This window comes from Cupriavidus yeoncheonensis, from assembly GCF_905397275.1.
GTDB lineage: Bacteria > Pseudomonadota > Gammaproteobacteria > Burkholderiales > Burkholderiaceae > Cupriavidus > Cupriavidus yeoncheonensis.
The window spans coordinates 89,918-110,510 of sequence record NZ_CAJPUY010000024.1 but is presented as its reverse complement, the minus strand read 5'-3'; the positions used below and the strand labels follow the sequence as shown (position 1 = coordinate 110,510).

General features: G+C 60.6%; 21 protein-coding genes and 1 pseudogene. 11 read left to right on the top strand and 11 right to left on the bottom strand.

Annotated features, from left to right (window positions below):
- From KHO22_RS26865 to KHO22_RS26835, 7 genes and pseudogenes are all read right to left on the bottom strand, one after another.
- Nucleotides 1–360, bottom strand: a 360-nt coding sequence (locus KHO22_RS26865; protein WP_268914545.1) for a helix-turn-helix domain-containing protein, incomplete at its 3' end; no start/stop codon positions are given.
- Nucleotides 360–860 (bottom strand): transposase, encoded by a 501-nt coding sequence (locus tag KHO22_RS26860; RefSeq protein ID WP_211950206.1) that lies wholly within the window; start codon nucleotides 858–860, stop codon nucleotides 360–362. The genes KHO22_RS26860 and KHO22_RS26865, both read right to left, overlap by 1 nt.
- 37 nt (nucleotides 861–897) lie before the next feature.
- Nucleotides 898–1,707 (bottom strand): annotated as a pseudogene (locus tag KHO22_RS26855) (ubiquinone-dependent pyruvate dehydrogenase); the annotation flags it as partial.
- The gene (locus KHO22_RS26850) at nucleotides 1,677–3,182 is read right to left on the bottom strand and encodes an FAD-binding oxidoreductase (RefSeq protein ID WP_211950205.1); all 1,506 of its coding nucleotides are present in this window, start codon (nucleotides 3,180–3,182) and stop codon (nucleotides 1,677–1,679) included. The pseudogene KHO22_RS26855 and the gene KHO22_RS26850, both read right to left, overlap by 31 nt.
- A gap of 388 nt (nucleotides 3,183–3,570) precedes the next feature.
- Nucleotides 3,571–4,602, bottom strand: a complete 1,032-nt coding sequence (locus KHO22_RS26845) for a phosphotransferase family protein (RefSeq protein WP_211950204.1) — start codon at nucleotides 4,600–4,602, stop codon at nucleotides 3,571–3,573.
- Between the two features lie 273 nt (nucleotides 4,603–4,875).
- Nucleotides 4,876–5,187, bottom strand: a complete 312-nt coding sequence (locus tag KHO22_RS26840; RefSeq protein ID WP_211950203.1) for a DUF4148 domain-containing protein — start codon at nucleotides 5,185–5,187, stop codon at nucleotides 4,876–4,878.
- 678 nt (nucleotides 5,188–5,865) lie between these two features.
- Nucleotides 5,866–6,288 carry an HU family DNA-binding protein gene (locus KHO22_RS26835; protein WP_211950202.1) on the bottom strand — a complete coding sequence of 141 codons (423 nt, stop codon included), beginning with the start codon at nucleotides 6,286–6,288 and terminating at the stop codon, nucleotides 5,866–5,868.
- 155 nt (nucleotides 6,289–6,443) lie between these two features.
- Between KHO22_RS26835 and KHO22_RS26830 the strand changes: the two genes are divergently transcribed.
- Nucleotides 6,444–7,667 (top strand): M20/M25/M40 family metallo-hydrolase, encoded by a 1,224-nt coding sequence (locus KHO22_RS26830; RefSeq protein WP_211950201.1) that lies wholly within the window; start codon nucleotides 6,444–6,446, stop codon nucleotides 7,665–7,667.
- Nucleotides 7,668–7,907: 240 nt separating this feature from the next.
- Here the strand turns inward: KHO22_RS26830 and KHO22_RS26825 are convergent, their stop codons facing one another.
- A complete protein-coding gene (locus tag KHO22_RS26825) occupies nucleotides 7,908–8,102 on the bottom strand; it encodes a hypothetical protein (protein WP_211950200.1) in 195 nt (64 codons plus the stop codon).
- Nucleotides 8,103–8,256: 154 nt separating this feature from the next.
- On the opposite strand from KHO22_RS26825, the gene KHO22_RS26820 reads away from it, so the two are divergent.
- The 5 genes from KHO22_RS26820 (at nucleotide 8,257) to KHO22_RS26800 (ending at nucleotide 12,898) form a co-directional block, all read left to right on the top strand.
- Nucleotides 8,257–9,264 (top strand): LacI family DNA-binding transcriptional regulator, encoded by a 1,008-nt coding sequence (locus KHO22_RS26820; protein ID WP_211950199.1) that lies wholly within the window; start codon nucleotides 8,257–8,259, stop codon nucleotides 9,262–9,264.
- A gap of 325 nt (nucleotides 9,265–9,589) precedes the next feature.
- Nucleotides 9,590–10,339: an SDR family NAD(P)-dependent oxidoreductase gene (locus KHO22_RS26815; protein WP_211950198.1), complete on the top strand. Its 750-nt coding sequence runs from the start codon at nucleotides 9,590–9,592 to the stop codon at nucleotides 10,337–10,339.
- Nucleotides 10,340–10,364: 25 nt separating this feature from the next.
- On the top strand, nucleotides 10,365–11,249 hold the full coding sequence (locus KHO22_RS26810; RefSeq protein WP_211950197.1) for a beta-keto acid cleavage family enzyme: 885 nt from the start codon (nucleotides 10,365–10,367) through the stop codon (nucleotides 11,247–11,249).
- A gap of 48 nt (nucleotides 11,250–11,297) precedes the next feature.
- Nucleotides 11,298–12,275: a quinone oxidoreductase family protein gene (locus KHO22_RS26805; RefSeq protein ID WP_211950196.1), complete on the top strand. Its 978-nt coding sequence runs from the start codon at nucleotides 11,298–11,300 to the stop codon at nucleotides 12,273–12,275.
- Nucleotides 12,276–12,487: 212 nt separating this feature from the next.
- Complete coding sequence (locus tag KHO22_RS26800) at nucleotides 12,488–12,898, top strand: RidA family protein (protein ID WP_211950195.1); 411 nt, start codon at nucleotides 12,488–12,490, stop codon at nucleotides 12,896–12,898.
- A gap of 93 nt (nucleotides 12,899–12,991) precedes the next feature.
- On the opposite strand, the gene KHO22_RS26795 is transcribed toward KHO22_RS26800, so the two are convergent.
- Complete coding sequence (locus KHO22_RS26795) at nucleotides 12,992–13,927, bottom strand: ABC transporter substrate-binding protein (RefSeq protein ID WP_211950194.1); 936 nt, start codon at nucleotides 13,925–13,927, stop codon at nucleotides 12,992–12,994.
- A 202-nt stretch (nucleotides 13,928–14,129) separates the two neighbouring features.
- Between KHO22_RS26795 and KHO22_RS26790 the strand changes: the two genes are divergently transcribed.
- Both KHO22_RS26790 and KHO22_RS26785 read left to right on the top strand, forming a co-directional pair.
- Nucleotides 14,130–15,044: a dioxygenase family protein gene (locus KHO22_RS26790; RefSeq protein WP_211950193.1), complete on the top strand. Its 915-nt coding sequence runs from the start codon at nucleotides 14,130–14,132 to the stop codon at nucleotides 15,042–15,044.
- Between the two features lie 122 nt (nucleotides 15,045–15,166).
- Nucleotides 15,167–15,706, top strand: a complete 540-nt coding sequence (locus tag KHO22_RS26785; RefSeq protein WP_230427041.1) for a gamma carbonic anhydrase family protein — start codon at nucleotides 15,167–15,169, stop codon at nucleotides 15,704–15,706.
- Between the two features lie 108 nt (nucleotides 15,707–15,814).
- Here the strand turns inward: KHO22_RS26785 and KHO22_RS26780 are convergent, their stop codons facing one another.
- A complete protein-coding gene (locus tag KHO22_RS26780; protein WP_211950192.1) occupies nucleotides 15,815–16,903 on the bottom strand; it encodes a porin in 1,089 nt (362 codons plus the stop codon).
- A gap of 302 nt (nucleotides 16,904–17,205) precedes the next feature.
- Nucleotides 17,206–18,180, bottom strand: a complete 975-nt coding sequence (locus tag KHO22_RS26775; protein WP_230427040.1) for a LysR substrate-binding domain-containing protein — start codon at nucleotides 18,178–18,180, stop codon at nucleotides 17,206–17,208.
- A 118-nt stretch (nucleotides 18,181–18,298) separates the two neighbouring features.
- On the opposite strand from KHO22_RS26775, the gene KHO22_RS26770 reads away from it, so the two are divergent.
- The 3 genes from KHO22_RS26770 to KHO22_RS26760 all read left to right on the top strand — a co-directional run bounded on the left by KHO22_RS26770 (nucleotide 18,299) and on the right by KHO22_RS26760 (nucleotide 20,451).
- On the top strand, nucleotides 18,299–19,027 hold the full coding sequence (locus KHO22_RS26770) for an isochorismatase family protein (RefSeq protein WP_211950191.1): 729 nt from the start codon (nucleotides 18,299–18,301) through the stop codon (nucleotides 19,025–19,027).
- Nucleotides 19,028–19,159: 132 nt separating this feature from the next.
- Nucleotides 19,160–19,918, top strand: coding sequence for a pirin family protein (locus tag KHO22_RS26765; RefSeq protein ID WP_211950190.1), 759 nt, complete (start codon nucleotides 19,160–19,162; stop codon nucleotides 19,916–19,918).
- A gap of 74 nt (nucleotides 19,919–19,992) precedes the next feature.
- Nucleotides 19,993–20,451, top strand: coding sequence for a LysR substrate-binding domain-containing protein (locus KHO22_RS26760; protein WP_230427039.1), 459 nt, complete (start codon nucleotides 19,993–19,995; stop codon nucleotides 20,449–20,451).
- Nucleotides 20,452–20,593: the final 142 nt, after the last annotated feature.

The window sequence follows — 20,593 nt, the reverse complement described above, 5'->3', positions numbered from 1 at the left end:
ATTGTGGCTGCGTCCACGTCGCCGGCTCTGCCCTGCAGCCCGAAGCACACGGTAGAACGTCGATTCCGACGCCAGGTAGCGGCCCTCGTCGGCCAACTTCGGCACAATCTGGTGCGGCGTCAGGCTCTCGTAGCCAGGCTGGTTGGCCGCTGCCAGCACGGCCTGCCGCTCTGCCTCGCTGAGCTTGTTCGCCGGCACCGGGCGCTGCGCGCCCGGGCGGCCATCCTCTGGCGCATGGCGCCAGCGCTGCAAGGTGCGCTCACTCAAGTCCAGTTCCTCGCAGGCCCTGGACTGGCGTGCATCGCTCTTTACCGCTTCATCGATCAACGCAATGGCATCGCGGCGATCCGAGACGTTGATCAGTCTTCCTCGTCCCTTCCCCAGATCGCCTCGGCTTTTTTTCTCAGCACCAGCAGCGCTGCTGTCTCAGCCAGCGCCGCATCCTTGCGCTTGAGTTCGCGCTCAAGATCCCGGATCCGCTTCTGTGCCGCCTGTTCCTCGCGGCGCTGCGCCAGGTCAGGCTTGTCTGGTGTCTTGGCATTGGCCTGCTCGCACGCGGCCCGCCACGCCCGGATCTGTTCCGGCTGAATACCCTTCCTGCGGCAGTATTCGGACAGCTCCGCCTCACTCAGGGGCGCCGTCTCCAGCACCACTCGGAACTTGTCCGCACTGGACCACTTATCACTTTGTTTGCCGTTGCCTGGCACAACCTTTCCTTGCTCTCGGGCCGCGTTGCGCCAGTTGCGCAGACACACCGTTGTGATGCCTGTCTCCCTGGCCAACTCCGCCACCGACCGGTTCAAGGGCGGCTTCATCTGCTCGACCACCCATTCTTTGTATTCCGCCGGATAAGGTTTCATCTTCCAACCGTTACCGCCCCCATTGTCCTTCATCGAAAGGCGGCGAGGCGACAACTATCCTGACATGGAGGGCCGACACATAGTGTGCGCGTGCTCGCTCCAGGAAATTCCGGTCGTCCTTGCGCCTCAAACTCGGCAGCAGCGCCTGGATGGTTTCCTTCACCGTGCCAACCAGTCCCAGCGTCAACGGCGCGCGACGTCCAAGCTGTTCACCTCTCCAGTCAATCTGCAGTATCTTGGCATTCTCCGGATAGAAGGGGCGATAAGGAAAATCCGTGCCGAGCATCAATAGCGTATCGCACGATGCCATGGCATGGTATCCCGAGCTGAATCCGATCAAACCGGTCATTCCAACGTCAAAGGGATTGTCCCATTCGACGAATGGCTTGCCACGCAGCGCATGAACCACCGGGGCACCTAATATGTCAGCCAGTGCGACGACCTCGTCGTGGGCACCGGCGGTACCGCTTCCACACAATAGCGTTACGGCTTTGCAGCCATTGAGCACCTCCGCCATGCGGTCGAGGTCCGCTTGTGCCGGCACGATTGAGGGGCGAGATGACTCGGCCCACGAGGGCAGAGCATTCGGCCCCTCACTCAAGGCGATATCACCCGGCAGGACAAGCACCGAAACACCGCGCTGCTCTATCGCCGTTCGCATCGCCCGCTCAAGCAATCGAGGGAATTGACTGGCATTCGATACCAGCTCGACGAAGTGACTGCATTCCTTGAAGAGCGCCTGCGGGTGAGTCTCCTGAAAGTAGCCTATGTGCGCGTGAATCAAGGAATGACCATGGAGTCCTCGGATGAAGTCGTCTACGTCGTTGACGACGACGCGAGAGTGCGGAACTCACTTTCCGCTTTGCTTCGCGCAAACGGGAAGCGTGTTGTCGCATTTGCTTCGGGGCGGGAGTTTCTCAGGGCGCAACGAGAAGACCTTGTTGCATGCCTAATTCTCGATATGAAGTATCCGTGTTTCTGCAAGAGATCCTGCAAATCACGCGCTGCACTTGCCAGAAGCCGGGGTGGGAAACATACATCTTCCGTTATCAGCAATGAACCCAGCGGACGATGTTTTCCAATCAGACCCAAAAGACCTTCCCGAACTTGCCAGGCAAGTTCTATTGCTTCCGCGTGGCTCGTAAGAATTAGATCGCCAAGCAGGGTCACCCGGTCAGTCAGGTGCATAATGCGAGCCTGCTTTTCCGTTAAGCTCTCATCGTCGCTGGCGCCTACCTCGACCAGCAATGCTGCAGCCTGTAGGTCCAGCGTCTTCCAGTATTCCGGTGTGCCATGAAATGCTTCACCTGCAGCACGCAAGGCCGGTGCAATCATTAGTTCTACTGCTCCCGCCCCAATCGCAACCAGATCCGGGACAAGCGAGATTGCATCGTTAATTGAGGGAACGGCAATCCATGCGACGCTAGTGACAGCGGGAACCTCGATGGTATTAAATGTCACGTCCGAGATGAACCCGAGCGTTCCCTCCGATCCCACCAGAAGGCGACGGAATATTTCAAGAGGAGTCTTGCCATCCAGAAAGGCGTCAAGCCGATCACCGTGCGTGTTTCTGATGGAATATTTATGACGGATTCGTTCGACAAGCTTCTCGTCAGCAAGAATCTCCTTCCGCAGCGCTATGAGTCCTTCTGCAAGCGCCGGTTCGCTTGTCTGGAAATCTCGCTCAGCGTCCTTATCCGATGTGTCGATTTTCGTCCCGGATGCAAGTACGAACGTTAGCGCGTTGACCGTGCTGTAGGCATTCTGAAATACCGTGCAGCGCATGCCTCCAGAATTGTTTGCCACTACCCCGGCGAGTGTGCACGCCGCCGAACTTGCTGGGTCCGGTCCAAGCTTGCGGTAGTACGGTGTCAGATGGGCATTTGCATGGAAAAGGATGGTTCCTGTGCCGGCTTTAAGCGTGACACCGCCATCTCCAATATCCTTGATGCCGCTAAAGTACTTGCGTACGTCGATGAGAATGCCATCGGATTGCGCTTGCCCGTTCAGACTTGTTCCAGCAGCGCGAAAGGTGGCGTGCCAACCTGTTTCTCCACAAAATCGAAGGATTTTCGCCACCTCGTCTTCATTATGTGGGACGACCACAACGTGAGGTATCAACCGATATGGGCTCGCATCTGATGCGTACCGAACAAGGTCAACCAGTCGATGCAGCACGCGCTCCGGTCCAAGAAGTTGTTCTAGTGCGTGCCTTAGCGGGCCAGGTGTTCCATCGCAGAACTCCTGTGGTACAGCGTCGGGCGATGCTTGGCCAGGTGGTCGGCCAATTCTTGCCGGGTCCACAGAAAGGAGCTTCTTCATGGTTGAGTTTGGCAAAGACGAGCTCGGAACTGACCGAAGAGGACCCGGATGGCCTCCAGTTCATGGCCGCGGCTATTCGGTCCCGACTGAAAAGTTGACTTGATCCTAGGCAGACAACGTCTAGCTCGGTATTACATGTTTATGTCGGTGCGAACTAGATGGAGCCGGCTGAGATGCAAACTGACGTCATTTGAAATTGAGGTGCTCCATGCCGCACTACCGTCAACTCATGTGATTTCCAACGTGCAATTGGTGCTGGATGTCTGCGGCAAATCACCACAACGCGGGAAGCGGTTGCTTCCCGCTCAGGTCAGAACTAGTGGCGAAGTTGAATCCAGCAGCAAAATGCGCCATCCATCTTCGGTGTAGATGCCGCGCCGAAATGCCCTTAGTCGCGCAGCGCGATCTTCCACCCTATCGCAGCCATCGTCCCGGCCTGCCTGCCCGCGTCCATCGCCTGCGGCGAGGCTGCCGTGCCATCCGCGGCGCGTTTCACGATGCCCTGCATGATCGCCGCGATACGGAACAGGCTAAAGGCCAGATAGAAGTTCCAGTAGCCGTCATCGCCGCGCCCGGTGCGGGCGGCATAGCGGCGTCGATACTCGGCTTCGTCGGGGATGCCGAGGGCCGGCAGCTCGAGTCCGCCGATTCCTCGAGACACCGGATCGATATGCCACCCTATACACTGATATCCGAGATCCGCCATCGGATGGCCCAGTGTCGACAACTCCCAGTCGAGCACGGCTACTATGCGCGGCTCAGTGGGATGGAACATGAGATTGTCCAGCCGATAGTCTCCGTGCGTGATGCAGACCTGCTCCTCGGCTTCACGCGGAATATTGGCCGGCAACCAATCGATCAGTGCGTCCATAGCGGGAATCGAAACAGTCTCCGACAAGCGATATTGCTTGCTCCAGCGGGCGATCTGACGCGCGAAGAAGTTTCCCGGTTTTCCATAGTCGGTCAGTCCACATGCGCGGTAATCTACGCTATGCAGGGCCGCCAGCACGCGATTCATCTCATCATAGATCGCTTCCCGCTGTGCCGCGCTCATTCCTGGTAGAGACGGATCCCACAACACCCGCCCCTCAACGTGCTCCATGACATAGAAGGCGCGGCCAATGAGTGACTCGTCTTCGCACAGTCCATACATGCGTGCTACCGGCACTTCCGAGGCGGCCAGCGCCGCCATCACCCGGTACTCCCGCTCGATGGCGTGTGCCGAGGGCAACAACTTCGCTACCGGTGCCGGCTTCGTGCGCATCACATATGCGCACTCCGGCGTAACAAGCTTGTAGGTAGGATTGGACTGGCCGCCCTGAAATCGCTCTACGGTGAGACTACCGGCATAACCCTCCACATGGTCGCGCATCCAATTGGCGAGGGCGGAAATGTCGAAGGTCAAATGGTTACTGCTCATGTCATCTCTCTCAATCCCGAGTAACCGCACTCTATAGACACGGGTCAGACATGAGAAATGAAACGTTTCGATGGGTAGTCATCAACCAAGCGCATTACCCTGCCGACTGGGCGTGCCCGCCACTCGACGTCAATCAAGGCATTACGCGCAACAGGGTATTGCGGTTGTCGGAATGCTTCACTTCGGGCAGGCCACGGTCATCGTCTCGCACGGTGGTGATCGGCCAAAGGTCAACAGCAAACAGTGCATCGAGTCGACTTGGCGCTGTGCGCCTCAATTTTTGGGCTGCACCTGATGACATTCCGCCTGATGCCAACGATCGACCTGACGCTGCGCTGCCAGTAGATCATTCGGATAGAACGGATCGCGCCTTGCCGGGTTATACCCCGCCTTCTCCAGTGCCGCCAATTCACTCCGGTTGCGCTCGGGTGTGATGGGCGCATTGCTCTTAAGAGCTGCGAGATCCCGGCATTGCGTTGCGCTCAGATGCGCCGCGTGTTCCGGCGTGCCTCCCGCGGCACAGCCAGCAAGCAAGATCGCCGACACGGAAACCATTGACCGGATCTTTGGTGAGTAGTTCTTCATGTCGCGCCCCCCCCTTCAGTGAAGCAGTGCAGTAAGAACAGTGAAACCACCGCCGGCATGATGGCTCGTGGGAAAGTCACCAATATCGCCGACAATCTCGCGAGACTTCGAGCAATGTCCGAGAAGCCGCAGCTGACCTCGGCCATTCACCGCCTTGCCGAGCGTGTGGAGTTGGAAGTTCGCACCGTGCTAGCGTGAGCCTGTGTCATCGAAGCCGTCGTACCCCGTCAGCACGAGACCGGTATGCCCGCATCCGCGGACTTGAGGTCAAAGTCGCAGGAACAACCAAGATCTTGCGCTCGTCGAGGTGCATTTCGTAGGCCGACTCTGCACAGACGGTCCAGCGGACAGGCCCCACAAAATGACCGCGATGGGTCGGCTTCTGCCTGCCGCGCTCGTCCCATTTGAGGGTAGTGATGAAGCCACGAATTGCAGGTATGCTGACCATCCCCGGCCTTCGCCGAGGGTCTGCTCTCAAAGCCTTCCGAGTCCGAAATCTACAACGAGCTCGCAAGGTAGTCACAGATCTTGTTCAGATCCAGCTCTCGCCGTTAATCACCGAATTCCCGGAAGGGCTGCTGGTGGGTTCTGCGCCCCTCCGTCACGCCGCAAATCGGCGATGAACCAAAGAAAAAGGGAGCCAGAGCTCCCTTTTCTTGCTTCCAAGCATCCTTGGTTTTACAGGGCTGCGTCCTTCAGCTTCTTCAACGGGCGAACCTTCACCTTCACGGATGCCGGCTTGGCGGCAAACCACTGGTCTTGCCCCGTAAACGGATTCTTACCGAAGCGCTTCTTCGTGGCAGGAACCTGGATCGCGGCCACCTTGAACAGGCCCGGAAGCGTGAACTCGCCCGCGCCTTTCTTGTGGATTGCGCTCACGATGGTGTTCTCGAGGTGAGACAGAACAGTCTGCACCGTCTTCTTGTCCAGTTCGGTCTGGGCAACCAAATGGGCAAGCAGGCTCGATTTGTTGAACGTATCCTTCAGCGGCTTTGCTGCAGGCGCTGCTGCAGCCTTCTTTGCCGCGGGCGCAGCCTTTTTCGCCGGCGCTGCCGGTTTCTTTGCCGCAGTCTTCGTGGCGGCCGTCTTCTTCGTTGCCATATGGCTCCCATCGCAGAACTACCGGCACTATTGCCGGAATCCGCGCAGCATAGCGAATATCAGCGCCATTGTGCAATGGGTGCTCCGCAAGTTGTAGAAAATCCGGGACTAGGGCGTATAAAATCTGCCGTGCCGCTCCACTACCAAGGTCCCGCATGAAACCGTCCCGCCTCGCCCTTGCAGCGCTGTTGTTGTGCGCCGTGCGTCTGTCCTGCGCCGCTGACGCAAACCCCAAGGTCCTGTCCGCCGCCGAGGGCTATCGTGGCGAGGCGCTGCATCTGCTTGAGCGCCTGGTCAACATCGACTCGGGCACCGGCAATGAGGCCGGGCTCAGCCAGATCGGCACCATCGTCGCCGACGAACTGCGCAAGGCTGGAGCCAAGGTGGAAACGGTTTCCGCAACGCCTGCCGTGGGCAACAATATCCTCGCGACGTGGAAGGGCACTGGGAAGGCGCGCATTCTGCTGATGGCCCACATGGACACCGTCTTCAAGGACGGCACCGCCCGCGCCAAGCCGTTTTACATCAAGGACAAGCGCGCCTACGGCCCGGGTGTGATGGACGACAAGGGCGGTATCGTCGCAGGGCTGTACGCGATGAAGATTCTGCAGCAGCTCGACTTCAAGCAGTACGGGCAGGTCACGCTGCTGCTCAACACCAATGAGGAAACCGGTTCCAAGGGCACGCGCGCCCTGATCGAACGCGAGGCCAAGCAGCATGACGTCACCCTCAACTTGGAGCCGGGTCGGCCCGCCGACGGGCTTGTCGTGTGGCGCAAGGGCAGTGGCACGGCGGAGATCGACGTGAAGGGCAAGGCGGCGCATGCGGGTGTCGCACCCGAGTCGGGTCGCAACGCCGCCACCGAACTGGCGCACCAGGTGCTGCAGTTGGGCAAGCTGGGGGACAGCGCCAAGCAGACGACCTTCAACATCACCGTGCTCAAGGCGGGTGATGCCACCAACGTCATCCCCGATCATGCCACCGCCTACGCAGACTTGCGCGTGGCGGTGCCGGAGGAGTTCGACCGCGTGGAGCGCGACCTGGCGCGCGTGTCGGCCAACAAGCTGGTCCCCGATACGGAAGTGAAGACCTCGCTGGTGCGCAGCTTCCCTCCGATGCCGCGCAATGCAGCGTCGGACCAGCTAGCGACCAAAGCGCAAGCCATCTACAGCGAAATTGGACGCAAACTCACGCTCGAGGGTAGCGGAGGCGCCGCCGACTCAAGCCTGTCCGCTGGCGTCGGCACCCCCACGCTCGATGGTTTCGGCATCGTTGGTGGCGGCATTCATACGCCGGAGGAATACGCTGAGGTCGAGAGCGTAGTGCCTCGGCTCTATCTGCTGTCGCGGATGATTATGGATCTGTCCGGAACCAAGTAAGTGGTTCATGCTGGCCAGTCCGCTGACCATTTCAGGATTGGGAGAGCGCACTGCCAGCAGCATCGCGTCTACGTTACAAACGTACTGCAGTTTCGCTGCGACATGACGCATTAACGCTTCCATCCGGCCCGGGCCCGCCAGCAGTTCGGGGATGTGATGCAGCATCAGCCGTTGATTTGCAGCTCCGGCAACGAACTTCTGGCGTAGGCACCTGAAGGACAGCCGCTTGGCTTTAGCTCTTCAAATTCGCGCCACGGCACAGCGCGCCCCCATCTCATCGAGTAATATCGCTTCATTCGCCAGTTTTTGACAATTTGAGCAATCGATTGCGGTTTGAGGCTTGAAAATGTCTCCCAACATCATGAGGGGTTGCAGCAGCATAGAGAGAGCTCTTTGTGTTTTCAGATGAGATTGATACAATCGGTTGTCAGACATCAAGGGACTTCCGGGGCACGTAACCACGACCATTGTGATTAGCCATGCCCACGTCGGTCATTTGTCCACCGCCCATCCATCTTCCACACTGAATCCGGGGCAGCCTGTCGTGAAGGGAAAAACACCTCAATCTGGCAGTCAGCGACCAGTCACCATGAAGCAGGTCGCAGAGCTTGCCGGCGTCCATGTCTCAACGGTTTCGCGCGCGCTGAATCCCGCAACACGGTCGGTAGTCTTGCCCGAAGCCGTGGCACGAGTCATGAAAGCCGCAAACAAGCTCGGGTACCGACTCGATCCCGTCGCGGCAAGTTTGCGAACCGGACGTTCGAAACTGATCGGCATTCTGATTCCCCAGGTGGCGACCAGCGTGTTCACCCCCATCCTGGCGGGAGCGACCGAGCGCCTCGCAGCGCACGGCTACTTTGCGATCGTCGGCTACGTGGGGACGGAATGCGAAGCCCAACTTGAATTTGTGCATGGCCTGGTCGCGCGGCGCGTTGACGGACTCATACTCGGCACCGTAACGCGGCACGATCCCTTAGTATCGTTCTGTATTGAAAGGGGTGTGCCCACGGTGCTGGTCAACCGGACCGAAGACGACGCAAGACTGTCGGCGGTCGTGTCCGATGAAATGCTCGGTGCCCAACTGGCCGTTGACCATCTTGTAGAACTGGGACATGTAAATATCGGCCATATTGGCGGCCCCCCCGACCATTCAACGGGTTTCCTCAGGCGCAAAGGCTTCCTGCAGGCACTCGCATCGCATGGCCTGGATAGTAGGATTGCGCCTTGCGAGGTCGCCGAGTCCTATACGCGAGAATATGGGAGGGCGGCAGCAAGCCGGTTACTGAGCCGGAACACGGGTGTGACGGCGATCGTCGCCGCCAACGACTTGATTGCCCTCGGCGTGTACGACGCATTGCACGAACACGGACTGAAATGTCCACGTGACTTGTCAATCGTCGGGCACAACGATATGCCGCTGGTCGATATGGTCGCCCCGCCCCTGACGACCATTCGCATCAGCCAGCAGGAGATGGGGCGCCAGGTGGCCGATCTCCTTCAGCAGGCCATCGATGTCCGGGATCAACCGGTACGCAATGTGGTCCTGCCCCCGAGACTCATCGTTAGAGGCTCCACCGCGTCACCTCGCAAGCACTGAGTCCGGCTGCTGAGCGCCGCCTCCCCTGCAAGCCTGACCAAACGGCACGACTGAAGCCGACCGGTCAGGCCTACCGCGGCAGAACGCTGCCGCCGCCTGCTTTCCCTTCGGTCTGCCCGTCCAATACGTGTGTCTTCCGACCGCGCCGGGAAGACACGCGCACGCGCCCCGGACCGCGCCTCTGCATTTCGCGTGAGCACCGACCGTCACCGCAAGTTCCCTGAGACAAAAATTTACTTGACTGTCTCCACGCGCCGTACATAATGCAATCGTTTGCTGCAATCGTTTGCACGAACTTTTCAGCGTTACCACATTCACTTCGTCCATGACAACGAACTCCCTATCAGGCAAGGTTGCCGTCATCCTCGGCGGCACAGGCGGGATTGGCCTTGCTGCCGGCAAAGCATTCGCCAGTATTGGTGCGAGCGTGGTGCTGACCGGCCGCAATGCAGACTCCGCATCGCAGGCGGCCGTGGCGCTGCCGGCCGGCAATCATCTCGCGGCGGTCGCCGAGATCGGCGACAGTGCGTCGCTGCGGGCGCTGGCTGAGGACGTGCAGCGCCACTATGGCCGCGTGGATATTCTCGTGAATACCGCCGGATTTACGCGCCTCATTCCGCACGCAGACCTCGAGGCGCTCAGCGACGCGTTGATTGACGAGTTGTTCGCGGTGAACTGGCGCGGCCAATTTGCCGCGATCCGCGCCTTCGCGCCACATCTGCGCGCGCGCCGCGACGGGCTCGTGGTGAATGTCGGCTCGATTGCCGGCCGCACCGGCCAGGGCAGCAACGTAGCGTACTGCGCGGCCAAAGCCGGCCTCGACGTGATGGCGGTCTCGCTCGGGCGGGCGCTGGCGCCCGAGATCCGTGTTCTCAACGTCTCCCCGGGCGCAGTGGGTACCGCCTTCGTCCCCGGACGCAGCAGCGACTTCAATGAGCGCGCCGCGAAATCCACACCTCTAAAGCGCATTGGGCAGGCAGAGGATGTGGCAGACGCCATTGTTGCCTGCGCCACCTCGCTGCGTTTTGCCACAGGCACCACCATCGTCGTCGATGGGGGCCGTCAGCTCGGCTGATTTCCGATACTTCCCTGAACCGACCATGCACGCACGCAAGACCATCATTACCTGCGCCGTCACCGGCAATATCGTCACCCCCGAGCAGCATCCCGGCCTGCCGGTCACCCCGGAACAGATCGCCCACGCGGCGCTGGAAGCCGCCGAAGCCGGTGCCGCGGCCGCACACATCCACGTTCGCGACCCCGGGACGGGGCGCCCCTCGATGTCACTTGACTACTACGCAGACGTCATTGACCGGATCCGGCAGCGCAACCGCTCGCTCATTATCAACCTTACGACAGGCCCGGGCGGTCGCTTCGTGCCGAGCGAGGAAGACCCCCGTGTCGCGGCATCGGGGACGACCCTGCTGCATCCCCTGAAGCGGGTCGAACACATCTCGGCATTACGTCCGGACGTGTGTTCCCTCGACCTGAACACCATGAACTCCGGCGCCGATGTGGTGATGAACACACCGGCCAACGTGCGAAAGATGGCCGCCGCGATTCGTGCCGCGGGCGTCATGCCCGAGCTCGAAATCTTCGATTCGGGAGATCTCAATCTGGCGCTCGACTTCATTCGCGAGGGCGTATTGGAAGGTCCCGGCCTCTGGACGTTTGTCCTCGGCGTCAAGTACGGCTTCGCGCCCACACCGGAAACCATCTTCTATGCGCGCAATATGCTGCCAGCCGGCGCGCACTGGTCGGCTTTCGGCATTGGCCGCGCGGAGTTTTCCGTCGTGGCGCAGGCATGGTTGGCCGGCGGCCATGTCCGGGTCGGACTTGAAGACAACATTTATCTCGAAAAGGGCGTGCTTGCGCCGGACAACGCAGCGCTGGTCGCCAAGGCGGCGGACATTGTGCGCTCGCTTGGCGGAGAAATCGCCTCCGCCACCGAAGCTCGACGCACGCTCGGCTTGCGCGAAGCCTGACTCGCGCAACTCACCTCATCGCAACCCAAACAGACAATGGAGAACAACGTGAACACCATCCGCGTCACCGAGAAAGCCTCGGACATTGACTCCCTCCGCCTCCATCTGGCAGGCGTGACTCGCCCCGCGGCACGGACCGGCCAATGCGTCATTGAAGTCATGAGCGCCGGCGTGAATCCGAGCGACGTCAAGGCAACCCTTGGCCTGATGCCGCACGCGGTATGGCCGCGAACACCTGGCCGCGACTATGCCGGCGTTGTCGTGGACGGCCCCGCCGACATGATCGGGCTGGAGGTATGGGGTAGCGGCGGCGAACTGGGCATTCGTCGCGATGGCACTCACGGCCGCTACCTGTCCATCGAAGCGCAATCGGTACGCGCCAAGCCCGCGGCATTGTCGCTGCTGGAAGCCGGCGCTGTCGGCGTGCCATTTATCACCGCCTATGAAGGTCTGCGCCGCGCTGGCATGCCGTCGGCTGGCGACATCGTGCTGGTCTGCGGTGGCAACGGCAAGGTTGGCCAGGCCACGATCCAGATTGCCACCGCCCTCGGCGCCCGCGTCTTCGCCGTGGAACGCACGGCCGAGTCCTACCGGGGACACGCCAACGGTCCGGTGCGCATGATCGACGCCAGCAGCGAGAGCATTGCCGCGGTGGTCCGCGACGAGTCCGATGGCCACGGTGCCGACATCGTCTATAACACCGTAGGTAGCCCATACTTCGAGCATGCGAACCAGGCCATGGCCATTGGTGCCACGCAGATTTTCATCTCGACCATCGAGAAGGCGGTGCCCTTCGACATCTTCTCGTTCTACCGCGGTCAGCACACTTACGCAGGCGTCGACACCCTGGCGCTTGACAGTGCCGCCTGCGCTCACATTCTCGACGAACTGGCCCCGATGTTCGCCGCAGGGAAGCTTCAGCCCTTCCCCGTCCTGCCGGCCTACACCTACGGCCTCGACCATGCCGACCAGGCCTATCGGGCGGTGCTGCAGGGCGCAACCGAGCGGGTGGTGCTCAAGCCATGAACACCACGGGCGGACAAGCTTCCATGGATGCATCAACCCGTGGATAAGCACTATGTGGTGCTGGAAGGCCAGTTCTGCATCCATCCCCGGAAGCGTCCGTGCGGCAGTCTGGCGCGACCAGCGGCCAGTTAGCTCAACACCTACGGCTGGCTTCGCGATGTCCCATTACCGATATCACTCTTCACAACCACTCAACAAAAGCGAGGTTTCACATGGCAAATGAACAGCGACAGCAGCATGTCCGCCGCTATATCAAGCGCGATGCGACACAGCAGCGGGCATACTCTCCCGCAGTCATTACGCAGGGGGGCACCATTGTCTGGTTGGCGGGCCAGACCGTGGTCGAGGACGGGCAGGGAAATTCCCTTGCGGGAAACTTCGACGGGCAAGCGCGCGAGGTCTTTCGCCGCATTTCCAAGACCCTCGAAGAGGCCGGGGGAACGCTCGCCAGCATTGTCACGATGACGGTATCGATTACCGATGGGCGGTATGGCGATCAATTCACCAGGGTCCGCAAGGAAGTGTTCGGAGACAACTTTCCTGCCAGCGCGCTGATCACCGTCACGGGCCTGGCAAAGCCGGAGATGCTGGTGGAAGTGCAGGCCATTGCGGTCGTCGACTGACGACAGGGCAAAGCCGCGCATAGCGCGGTGGCCACATCGGCGGGCGAGGATGCCAATGCATCCTCGCCCGTATGACGTTGACAGTATCGCCGCCTATCGCAACCAGCCGGCCGTTTCCTGCGCGCGTCGGAGGTACTGGCGGTCCACACAATCCACAAATGGCCGGGTCGTCGGAGCCGATGCGTGGCTGTCGCGAATACGCGAGACCAGGGCAAGACCAGCGTCCGGGATCTCCATGTCCCGGATGAGTCCATGTGCCGGGTCAATCAGGTCGCCGAGCACGGCGCGGGCGTCGTCGCGCGTAAGCTGGGCAAATTCCGTCCGCAGAATCTCGACGATTGCCTCGGCGTTACCTGCGTCGAAGATCCAGTTCAATGCCTCGCGATATGCCAGCAGGAATGCGACAAGCTGCTGCCGATTCTGCGACGCCCATGACTGCAGGACCGCCCCCACCGTGCCCAGGTAGTCCGCGAACAGCGACTTGGCGCTAGCCAGGACATTGCAACCCTGGCGTTCCGCCAGGCGCTCGAATGGCGTGCGCACCAATGTCCCGTCGTGCTGACCGGCGACCAGCGCGCGATACCGGTTGCCGGTGCCGCCCGCCGCATCAAATACCACATCGGTCAATGCGACGTGGTTCGCAACAAGGATTTCCCGCAGCAGAAAGGCAAAGCCAGTGGTTAGTGCGTCCACCGAAAGCGTCCTGCCTCGAAGTTGCGAGACGGAGGTGATTTCCGGTTGCGACATCAACGACAGGAATCCATGATCGCCCCCCATGAATGCCACCAGGTCCGGTGCGCTGCCGTTTGCCGTTTCGCCCTGACCGCTCCGATACGCGAGCACGTTGTCAACGCTCGTCAAGGCGATCTGTGCCGTGCCCGAAGTCAGGCGGTTGATCATGTCCACCGACCCCTTGACGAACTCAAGGCTGACTTCCAACCCATGCTTTTCGAAGTGACGCTGCCGCTGCCCTACCCATACCGGAAGGTTGAAAGCGCCTTCGAAGCCAAGGACCGTTAGGAAATTCATCTCGTTCTCCTGCAACTTTATACAATCGATTGCATGATAGCGACGCGATACCGCGAACGTCAAGGCGCGATGCTGAAGAGTGCCGTCGCACCGGCCAGAGCCAGATGTCGAACGCCGGGTAGGCGATCCCGAGCCATCACTGATGACTTTGACAATGGCGGTTTTCGGAACTATTATGCAAACGATTGCAAGGAGAAATGTAATGACGAAAACTGTGCAGCAAGGCAGCATTGTCAGCGATGCCGCGTCAGTCACCGACGTGGTGCTTGCCGCAATGAGCAGGACCGAAGATCCCCGCCTCAAGGAGATCCTGAATGCACTGGTCGAGCATGGCCATGCCTTCCTGAATCAGGTCAAGCTGACCGACGATGAGTATGAACAGGGGCTCGACTTCCTGCGGAGGATTGGCCTGACTTGCACCGACGCCCACAACGAAGTTGTGCTGCTGGCAGACGTACTTGGCTACTCCACGCTAGTCAAGGTACTGAACAATTCCATGCACGAAGATCGCACTGGCGGTGCTTTGCTTGGCCCCTTTTTTCGTGAAGGCTCACCGCGCTATGAACTCGGTGCTTCGATCGTCCAGGATGATACGACCGCAACCCCGATCTTTGTCACGGGGCGAGTTCTCGATACTCGTCGGACACCGATCCAGAATGCGAGAGTGGATGTGTGGCAGGCTTCGCCAGTCGGCCTCTATGAGAATCAGGATCCGGACCAGCCGGAGATGAATTTGAGAGGCCATTTCTTTACGAATGCGCACGGCGACTTCGACTTCCGAAGCCTGAGACCTGCCGGCTACCCTGTGCCCACGCATGGGCCCGTCGGAGACCTGCTCCGCATCCAGCATCGTCATCCTTACCGTCCCGCTCATCTGCATTTCATCGTTTTCGCGGAAGGTCACGAAACGCTCATCTCGCAGATCTTTGCCGATGATGCCGAGTATCTGGACTCGGATGTAACGTTCGGTGTCACGCGAGACCTGATAGGCAAGTTCGAGCGGCATGAGGCAGATTCCGGCCCACATGCCGGAAAGCAGGCGCCGTACTACACCCTGCATTGCGAATTCGTGCTGGCGCAAGGCGCTTCCACACGTCCGGTACCGCCGATCAAATAATCAGCCGCACGCGGTGGGGCAGAACGCAATCCGAGCACGATGCCCCGCCCCTGGGCAGACCTTCCACGCCCGCCTTTCGCTGCGGGCAACCGCGCGAACGCGCGCCAAAATTCAGGGCTGACATGTTGAATACCGAAACACCCTCTTCGCCACTCGTGCCTGTTATCGATCCGGGCGCCTTTGTTGCCCGGGGAACACAAATCATCGGGGATGTAACCATCGGGACTCAGTCGTCCATCTGGTTCAACTGCGTCCTGCGCGGCGACGTTCAGCGAATATCCATTGGCCACCGAACCAATATCCAGGACGGCACGATCATCCACGGCACGACCAACGGACTTCCATGCATTGTTGGCGATAACGTAACGGTCGGCCATGGGGCGATCCTGCATGCGTGCACGCTCGAAGACAGCGCTCTCGTCGGCTTCGGCGCGCGCGTCCTGGATGGTGCCATCGTCCGTTCAGGTGGCATGCTAGCTGCGGGTGCAGTGCTCTCTCCGCGCAAAGTGGTCGATTCCGGAGAATTATGGGCGGGTAACCCTGCCCGTCTCCTGCGATCGCTTACGGCCGAAGAACGGGAAGGCCTGAATGCGACCGCAACCCGCTATGTCGAACTCGCCCGGCGCTACTTGAACAATCAGTTTGCCGTCATGACGTTCTGACGACGCACAGGCTGGTGGACCCGTTCATTTGACGCGAATGCGCCAGATCGATGGTTGCAAGCGGGATTCCCCGCTCCGACAGAGTCCTCGGAGCGGGGAACTTGCGCGTCAGAAGGTGTGTTTTACCCCCATCATCGCGCCAAACTGGTTGCCTCCCGGCTTCGGCGCAGCACTGCTGGTATCACCACTGCTGACCGACAACGCAAGATTGCCCCGATTGTCGATAAAGCCCGCCGTCAGATATACCGCGGTGCGCTTCGAAAACGAGTAGGTGCCGCGGATCGCCTCGAGCCAGGCCTTGTTCGGGCTGTTGTTGAAGCGTAGAAAATACACTTCGCCGGCGAGGTTGAATGCTGGCGTGACGTCATAGGACACGCCACCGTAGTAAAGCTGACTATGCGGCGTGGTGCTGCCTTCGTTGTTGCGAAGCGTACCCCCGACACCGATCTTCATGCTGGACAGCGCGAGGTATCCACCAAAGATCCAGCGATCATCCTTCCGACTGCTGCTGGTCAAGCCACCCGTGGCCCCCGCCCCGCCACGCATCGATTCATATGCCGTGGAAACGCCCCAGTTATTCGCGTCATACGCGAGCATCGCCGACCAATCGCGGCATGCAGACTTGTCGGCTGGATTCTCGCCGGCGCAATTTGCCCCGGCGGGCGCATTGACTGTGTCACGACCCAGGCTATAGGTAGCGCCTATCGTCACCCCGCCAAACTTTCCCTTGTACCCGATCACGTTGTCGGCACGGGGATTGGCGCGAAAGCTATCGAGCGCGTTTGCGCCGTAGATGTTCGAGGTCAAAATATCCGATTCAAGGGTCGACCAGAACTGCATCGTGAATTGGCGCCCGAATGTGAGCTGCCCCCAACGCTCATCGCTAAGTCCCACGAACGCCTGACGGCCGAACAACCGGCCGCCTTGCCCCGAAGTACCGGAGTCGGGCGCGAAACCGGATTCGAGCACGAACACACTCTTGAGCCCTCCACCGAGATCCTCCGTGCCACGCAAGCCCCAACGCGACGGTACGGTGGCGGTCAGATTTGGCATGCGCACGACGCTGTGGCCCGCCGTCCCGACATGGTTGACATACTCCACGCCCGTGTCGATCAGCCCGTACACCGTAACCGACTGTGCAGCGGCGATGGCCGGGACCGTCGCCAGCGCGGCCGCTACCCATTTGCATCTGTTCACTTGTTACCTCCTCCGCCATACCGCTCTCTCGGGTGCATGGCTCTCTTTCGTTGTCAGGGAGATCTCATTCTACAAACGATTGCATAGCCATTGCAATCGATTGCAAGTTTAGGGACTACCCTAGCTCCAAAGCGCAACAGGCGGAGTCGTCGCACCCGGCATGGCGGGCCGGGATGCCTTATCGTTGATAGCTGGCGGCGATGATCTGCGAGTCAGTCGCCTATTTGGTGGGATCTCGCTGGCGTTTGCGGTCTCTCCAGGCCGTTGGGCTGCAGCGGAGCGGCGTTGGCAGGCCGACGCTGCTAGCTGACCTCCCGAGGCAGCTCATCCTTCAGAAAGTCTACAAGGGCGCGCACTGCGGGCATCATTCCCCGGCGGGTCGGAAACAGCACCGCCAATCGCCCCTCCCTGGGGCGCCACTCCGGCAGCAGGACTGACAGGGCTCCATCCTCGATCTCGCTTCTGCATGCATATAGCGGCAGGCTTGCGATACCCATCCCCGCAAGCGCCGCCTCTTTCAGTGACGCGATGTTGTCGCTCTGCATGCGCGGCTGAATTGGCCGGGTGGCTACCTCGCCAGAGGTGTGAACCAGGCGCAAGACAGTCATGGGTTCATGGATCGACGCATACATCAGGAAGTCGCCAGGCGGCAGCGATTCGGGGGAGTCAATCACGGTCGACCGAGCCAGATACGCCCGGCTGGCAAGCAGCCCCCAGCGAGCGGTACACAGCGGAGCCTGTACCAGGCTCGATGATTCCACCTCCATGCCCAGGCCGCGAATGGCCACGTCGATATTTTCCTCGACGAGGTCGACCTGACGGTTGCTGGCCTGGATGGCGAGCCGTACCTTGGGGTAGCGCAACATGAAGCGAGGAAGCAGTCGGGCCAGCACGGTATCTGTCAGCGGAACCGGCACGCCAACCCGAACCAGCCCGGCGGGCTCCGCCGTTCGCCGGCGAACGGCTTCCTCTCCGGCTTGTGCCTCCGAAATCATGGCCCGGCAATGGTCGTACAGTTCCTGGCCGGCATCTGTCAGGCTCAGGCGACGAGAAGTTCGCTGAAGCAACCGGACGCCAAGCGTGCTTTCCAGGCCTGTCACCCGTCGGGAAATGTGCGACTTGCTGACGCCGAGGGCCTCTCCTGCAGCGGTGAAGCCGCGGTGTTCGATCACCTTTGCAAAGAGATAAAGATCGTTCAGGTCGAGAGGCATGGCATTGGCTGGCAATCGCGGGAAGATCGTTTCCTGTGGGAAACGATAGGTTGCTATGTACCACATTTATCGTGGATCGTTGCTCTCCTATCATGCATTCAGCCCGGTTGAGTGATGCACCGGACGGTTACAGGCGGCACCAATACGACGCCGTCTTCTCCCAATCATCAACGTTCTGACGATCATGAAACTTCATTCGCTCCTGAAAGCCACGGTTCTCGCGCTGGCCGTTGCCACGACTTCCGCTGTCACGCCCGGCGTGGCCAGCGCCACTCCCGCCAACAACAATGTGGCTCCCGCTGGCGCCACACACGCCCTGCTGTCCCGCGACAACACGGTACTTCTGCTGGTGGATCATCAGGTGGGCCTGTTCACGGGCGTGCGCGACATTGACCTCGCCCAGCTCAAACACAACGTGGTGGGCTTGGCCAAGGCGGCGAAGACGCTCGGGATTCCGGTGGTCGTGACCGCCACGATGCCGGATGGCATGTGGGGCCCCACCATTCCCGAACTGACCGCCGCCCTTCCGGGTGTGCCAGTGATCAGCCGCGCGGCTATCAATGCGTGGGATGACCCGAAGGTTCGGGCCGCAATTGAAAAGACCGGTCGCAAGCAGGTGCTGATTGCCGGCGTGTCTCTGGAGGTCTGTGCCACCTTCCCCGCAATGACGCTCAAGGCGGCGGGCTACGACCCGCGTGTGGTACTGGATGCATCGGGCACTTTCAGCGATGCCAAACGTACCGCCGGATTGCAGCGACTCGCTACCGCCGGCATTCCGGTGACTGACTACGCCACGGCCGGGGTGGAGATGCTGCAAGGCAACAACGATCCGAAGGCACACCAGGTATATGCCGACCTCGACATGCCCTTTGCCGGCCTGGTGTGGCAACTCAAGAACAGTTCAAGCAAGTGAGTTCGAAAATGGTTCGGCGAAAAGGCGCGGCAACGCTGCTCGGCCGGACCTCCCCGAAGACAATCGGGGCTCGGGCAATCCGGTCCCATGTCTTCGTAAACCGACCGTCAACGGCTGCTTTTAGTCAAGACCATGAATAGCTCAAATGTCGAAATCTTCGGACCTGTAAAAGGTAACGACCTGGTGATCGGAAGCCATTTCAATGCGCTGAACTTCAATCGCAGGAATGGCACGCCCAACCCCTTGCTGATGGTCGATCACTTCCGGATGCGGGCGCCTACCTTCGGACCCCATCCTCATGCCGGATTCTCCGCGATCACCTATGTCTTCGAGGATTCGTCTACCGCACACCAGAATCGTGACTCCATCGGAAACCTCGGCCCGATCCGCGCGGGAGCGCTCCACTGGATGGTTGCTGGCAGCGGCGTTGTCCACGATGAATGGCCGGCAAACGAGGGCGCCGAAACGCACGGGATGCAGATCTTCGTGGATCTTCCGCCGGAGTTGAAGTCAGTGTCACCCTACGCTATCGACCTTCATCCCGAAGAAGTTCCGGTGTTGATCGAGGACGGCCTGAGGGTCCGGGTCGTAGCAGGCAAGCTCGGAGCGATTTCGTCCCCCATCGCCCTCCCACAGGAGTTCCTGCTGCTTGACTGCTTCTTTGAAAGCGGGACCTCCTTTGACTTCTCTGGCCAGTTGCACGCGAATACGTGGCTTTACGTCGTCGCCGGCGAAGCCGACATTCTTCTGAATCGCCAGAGCGTTCGGCTTACCGCCGGGCAGGCGTTGGCAATGCAATGCTCTCGCGAGGGCGCGCAGCTCGCCATCACCAGCGACAACGCCAGCCAGCTTGTTCTGATGTCAGGCGCCCCGGTCGGCGTCGCAAACTGACCGTCGGGGGCGGGTCAACCCGCTGGGCGCGGCAACCTGCCCGAGACGACGCTCGAAGGGGCAGGAGCCGTTCCATGGCCGAGGTCGGGGCCGGCTTGCCATCTCTCACAAGACATCTTGATGCCGGGCATGCCGCCGAGTTGCGACACGCCCGGCGGCGGCGTTGCGCCGTCGACGGCGATCGCCGACTGACCGCGGTTGTGTGCAGAATGGTGCCGGCCGCACGGCCTCTGGCCACGCGCCGGCGTGACCTCACGGGGTCGGATCTTAAGGGGCAACCGTTGATTGCGATGTCGCACGCCACCGGCATGCGCACACTGATCGATCAGCATCCTCACCAGACCGGTGTGCCTGTGAATCCGCGCTCCGAAGTCGAATATCTCAGTACCGCCGTGGGCCTGGCGCAGGCAGGATTAGGTATCGCCATCGTGCCAGCCTATGTCGGCAAGCTCCCGGGCTCGGATCGCACGATCTGTACAAGCCCGTGGTACACCGCCAGATCGAACTGGTCCGGAGAGCCGGCCGCTTGCTAACCCGCAGCGCAGCGGCATTCCTTGACTGCCTCGCTACGCACTGCAGGACGCTGCGCGGGTAGGCTCACTGAACGGCTGCGGGCACGTACGCCGACAAACATTCGCTAACCGCACGCACAGAGGGCAGCAGTTCACCGCGAGA

Excerpts from the sequence above, each read along its gene's own strand:
- KHO22_RS26860 (WP_211950206.1), bottom strand. The coding sequence starts at position 860 with ATGAAACCTTATCCGGCGGAATACAAAGAATGGGTGGTCGAGCAGATG.
- KHO22_RS26850 (WP_211950205.1), bottom strand. The coding sequence starts at position 3,182 with ATGAAGAAGCTCCTTTCTGTGGACCCGGCAAGAATTGGCCGACCACCT.
- KHO22_RS26845 (WP_211950204.1), bottom strand. The coding sequence starts at position 4,602 with ATGAGCAGTAACCATTTGACCTTCGACATTTCCGCCCTCGCCAATTGG.
- KHO22_RS26840 (WP_211950203.1), bottom strand. The coding sequence starts at position 5,187 with ATGAAGAACTACTCACCAAAGATCCGGTCAATGGTTTCCGTGTCGGCG.
- KHO22_RS26835 (WP_211950202.1), bottom strand. The coding sequence starts at position 6,288 with ATGGCAACGAAGAAGACGGCCGCCACGAAGACTGCGGCAAAGAAACCG.
- KHO22_RS26830 (WP_211950201.1), top strand. The coding sequence starts at position 6,444 with ATGAAACCGTCCCGCCTCGCCCTTGCAGCGCTGTTGTTGTGCGCCGTG.
- KHO22_RS26825 (WP_211950200.1), bottom strand. The coding sequence starts at position 8,102 with ATGTCTGACAACCGATTGTATCAATCTCATCTGAAAACACAAAGAGCT.
- KHO22_RS26820 (WP_211950199.1), top strand. The coding sequence starts at position 8,257 with ATGAAGCAGGTCGCAGAGCTTGCCGGCGTCCATGTCTCAACGGTTTCG.
- KHO22_RS26815 (WP_211950198.1), top strand. The coding sequence starts at position 9,590 with ATGACAACGAACTCCCTATCAGGCAAGGTTGCCGTCATCCTCGGCGGC.
- KHO22_RS26810 (WP_211950197.1), top strand. The coding sequence starts at position 10,365 with ATGCACGCACGCAAGACCATCATTACCTGCGCCGTCACCGGCAATATC.
- KHO22_RS26800 (WP_211950195.1), top strand. The coding sequence starts at position 12,488 with ATGGCAAATGAACAGCGACAGCAGCATGTCCGCCGCTATATCAAGCGC.
- KHO22_RS26795 (WP_211950194.1), bottom strand. The coding sequence starts at position 13,927 with ATGAATTTCCTAACGGTCCTTGGCTTCGAAGGCGCTTTCAACCTTCCG.
- KHO22_RS26790 (WP_211950193.1), top strand. The coding sequence starts at position 14,130 with ATGACGAAAACTGTGCAGCAAGGCAGCATTGTCAGCGATGCCGCGTCA.
- KHO22_RS26785 (WP_230427041.1), top strand. The coding sequence starts at position 15,167 with ATGTTGAATACCGAAACACCCTCTTCGCCACTCGTGCCTGTTATCGAT.
- KHO22_RS26775 (WP_230427040.1), bottom strand. The coding sequence starts at position 18,180 with ATGTGGTACATAGCAACCTATCGTTTCCCACAGGAAACGATCTTCCCG.
- KHO22_RS26770 (WP_211950191.1), top strand. The coding sequence starts at position 18,299 with ATGAAACTTCATTCGCTCCTGAAAGCCACGGTTCTCGCGCTGGCCGTT.
- KHO22_RS26765 (WP_211950190.1), top strand. The coding sequence starts at position 19,160 with ATGAATAGCTCAAATGTCGAAATCTTCGGACCTGTAAAAGGTAACGAC.
- KHO22_RS26760 (WP_230427039.1), top strand. The coding sequence starts at position 19,993 with ATGGCCGAGGTCGGGGCCGGCTTGCCATCTCTCACAAGACATCTTGAT.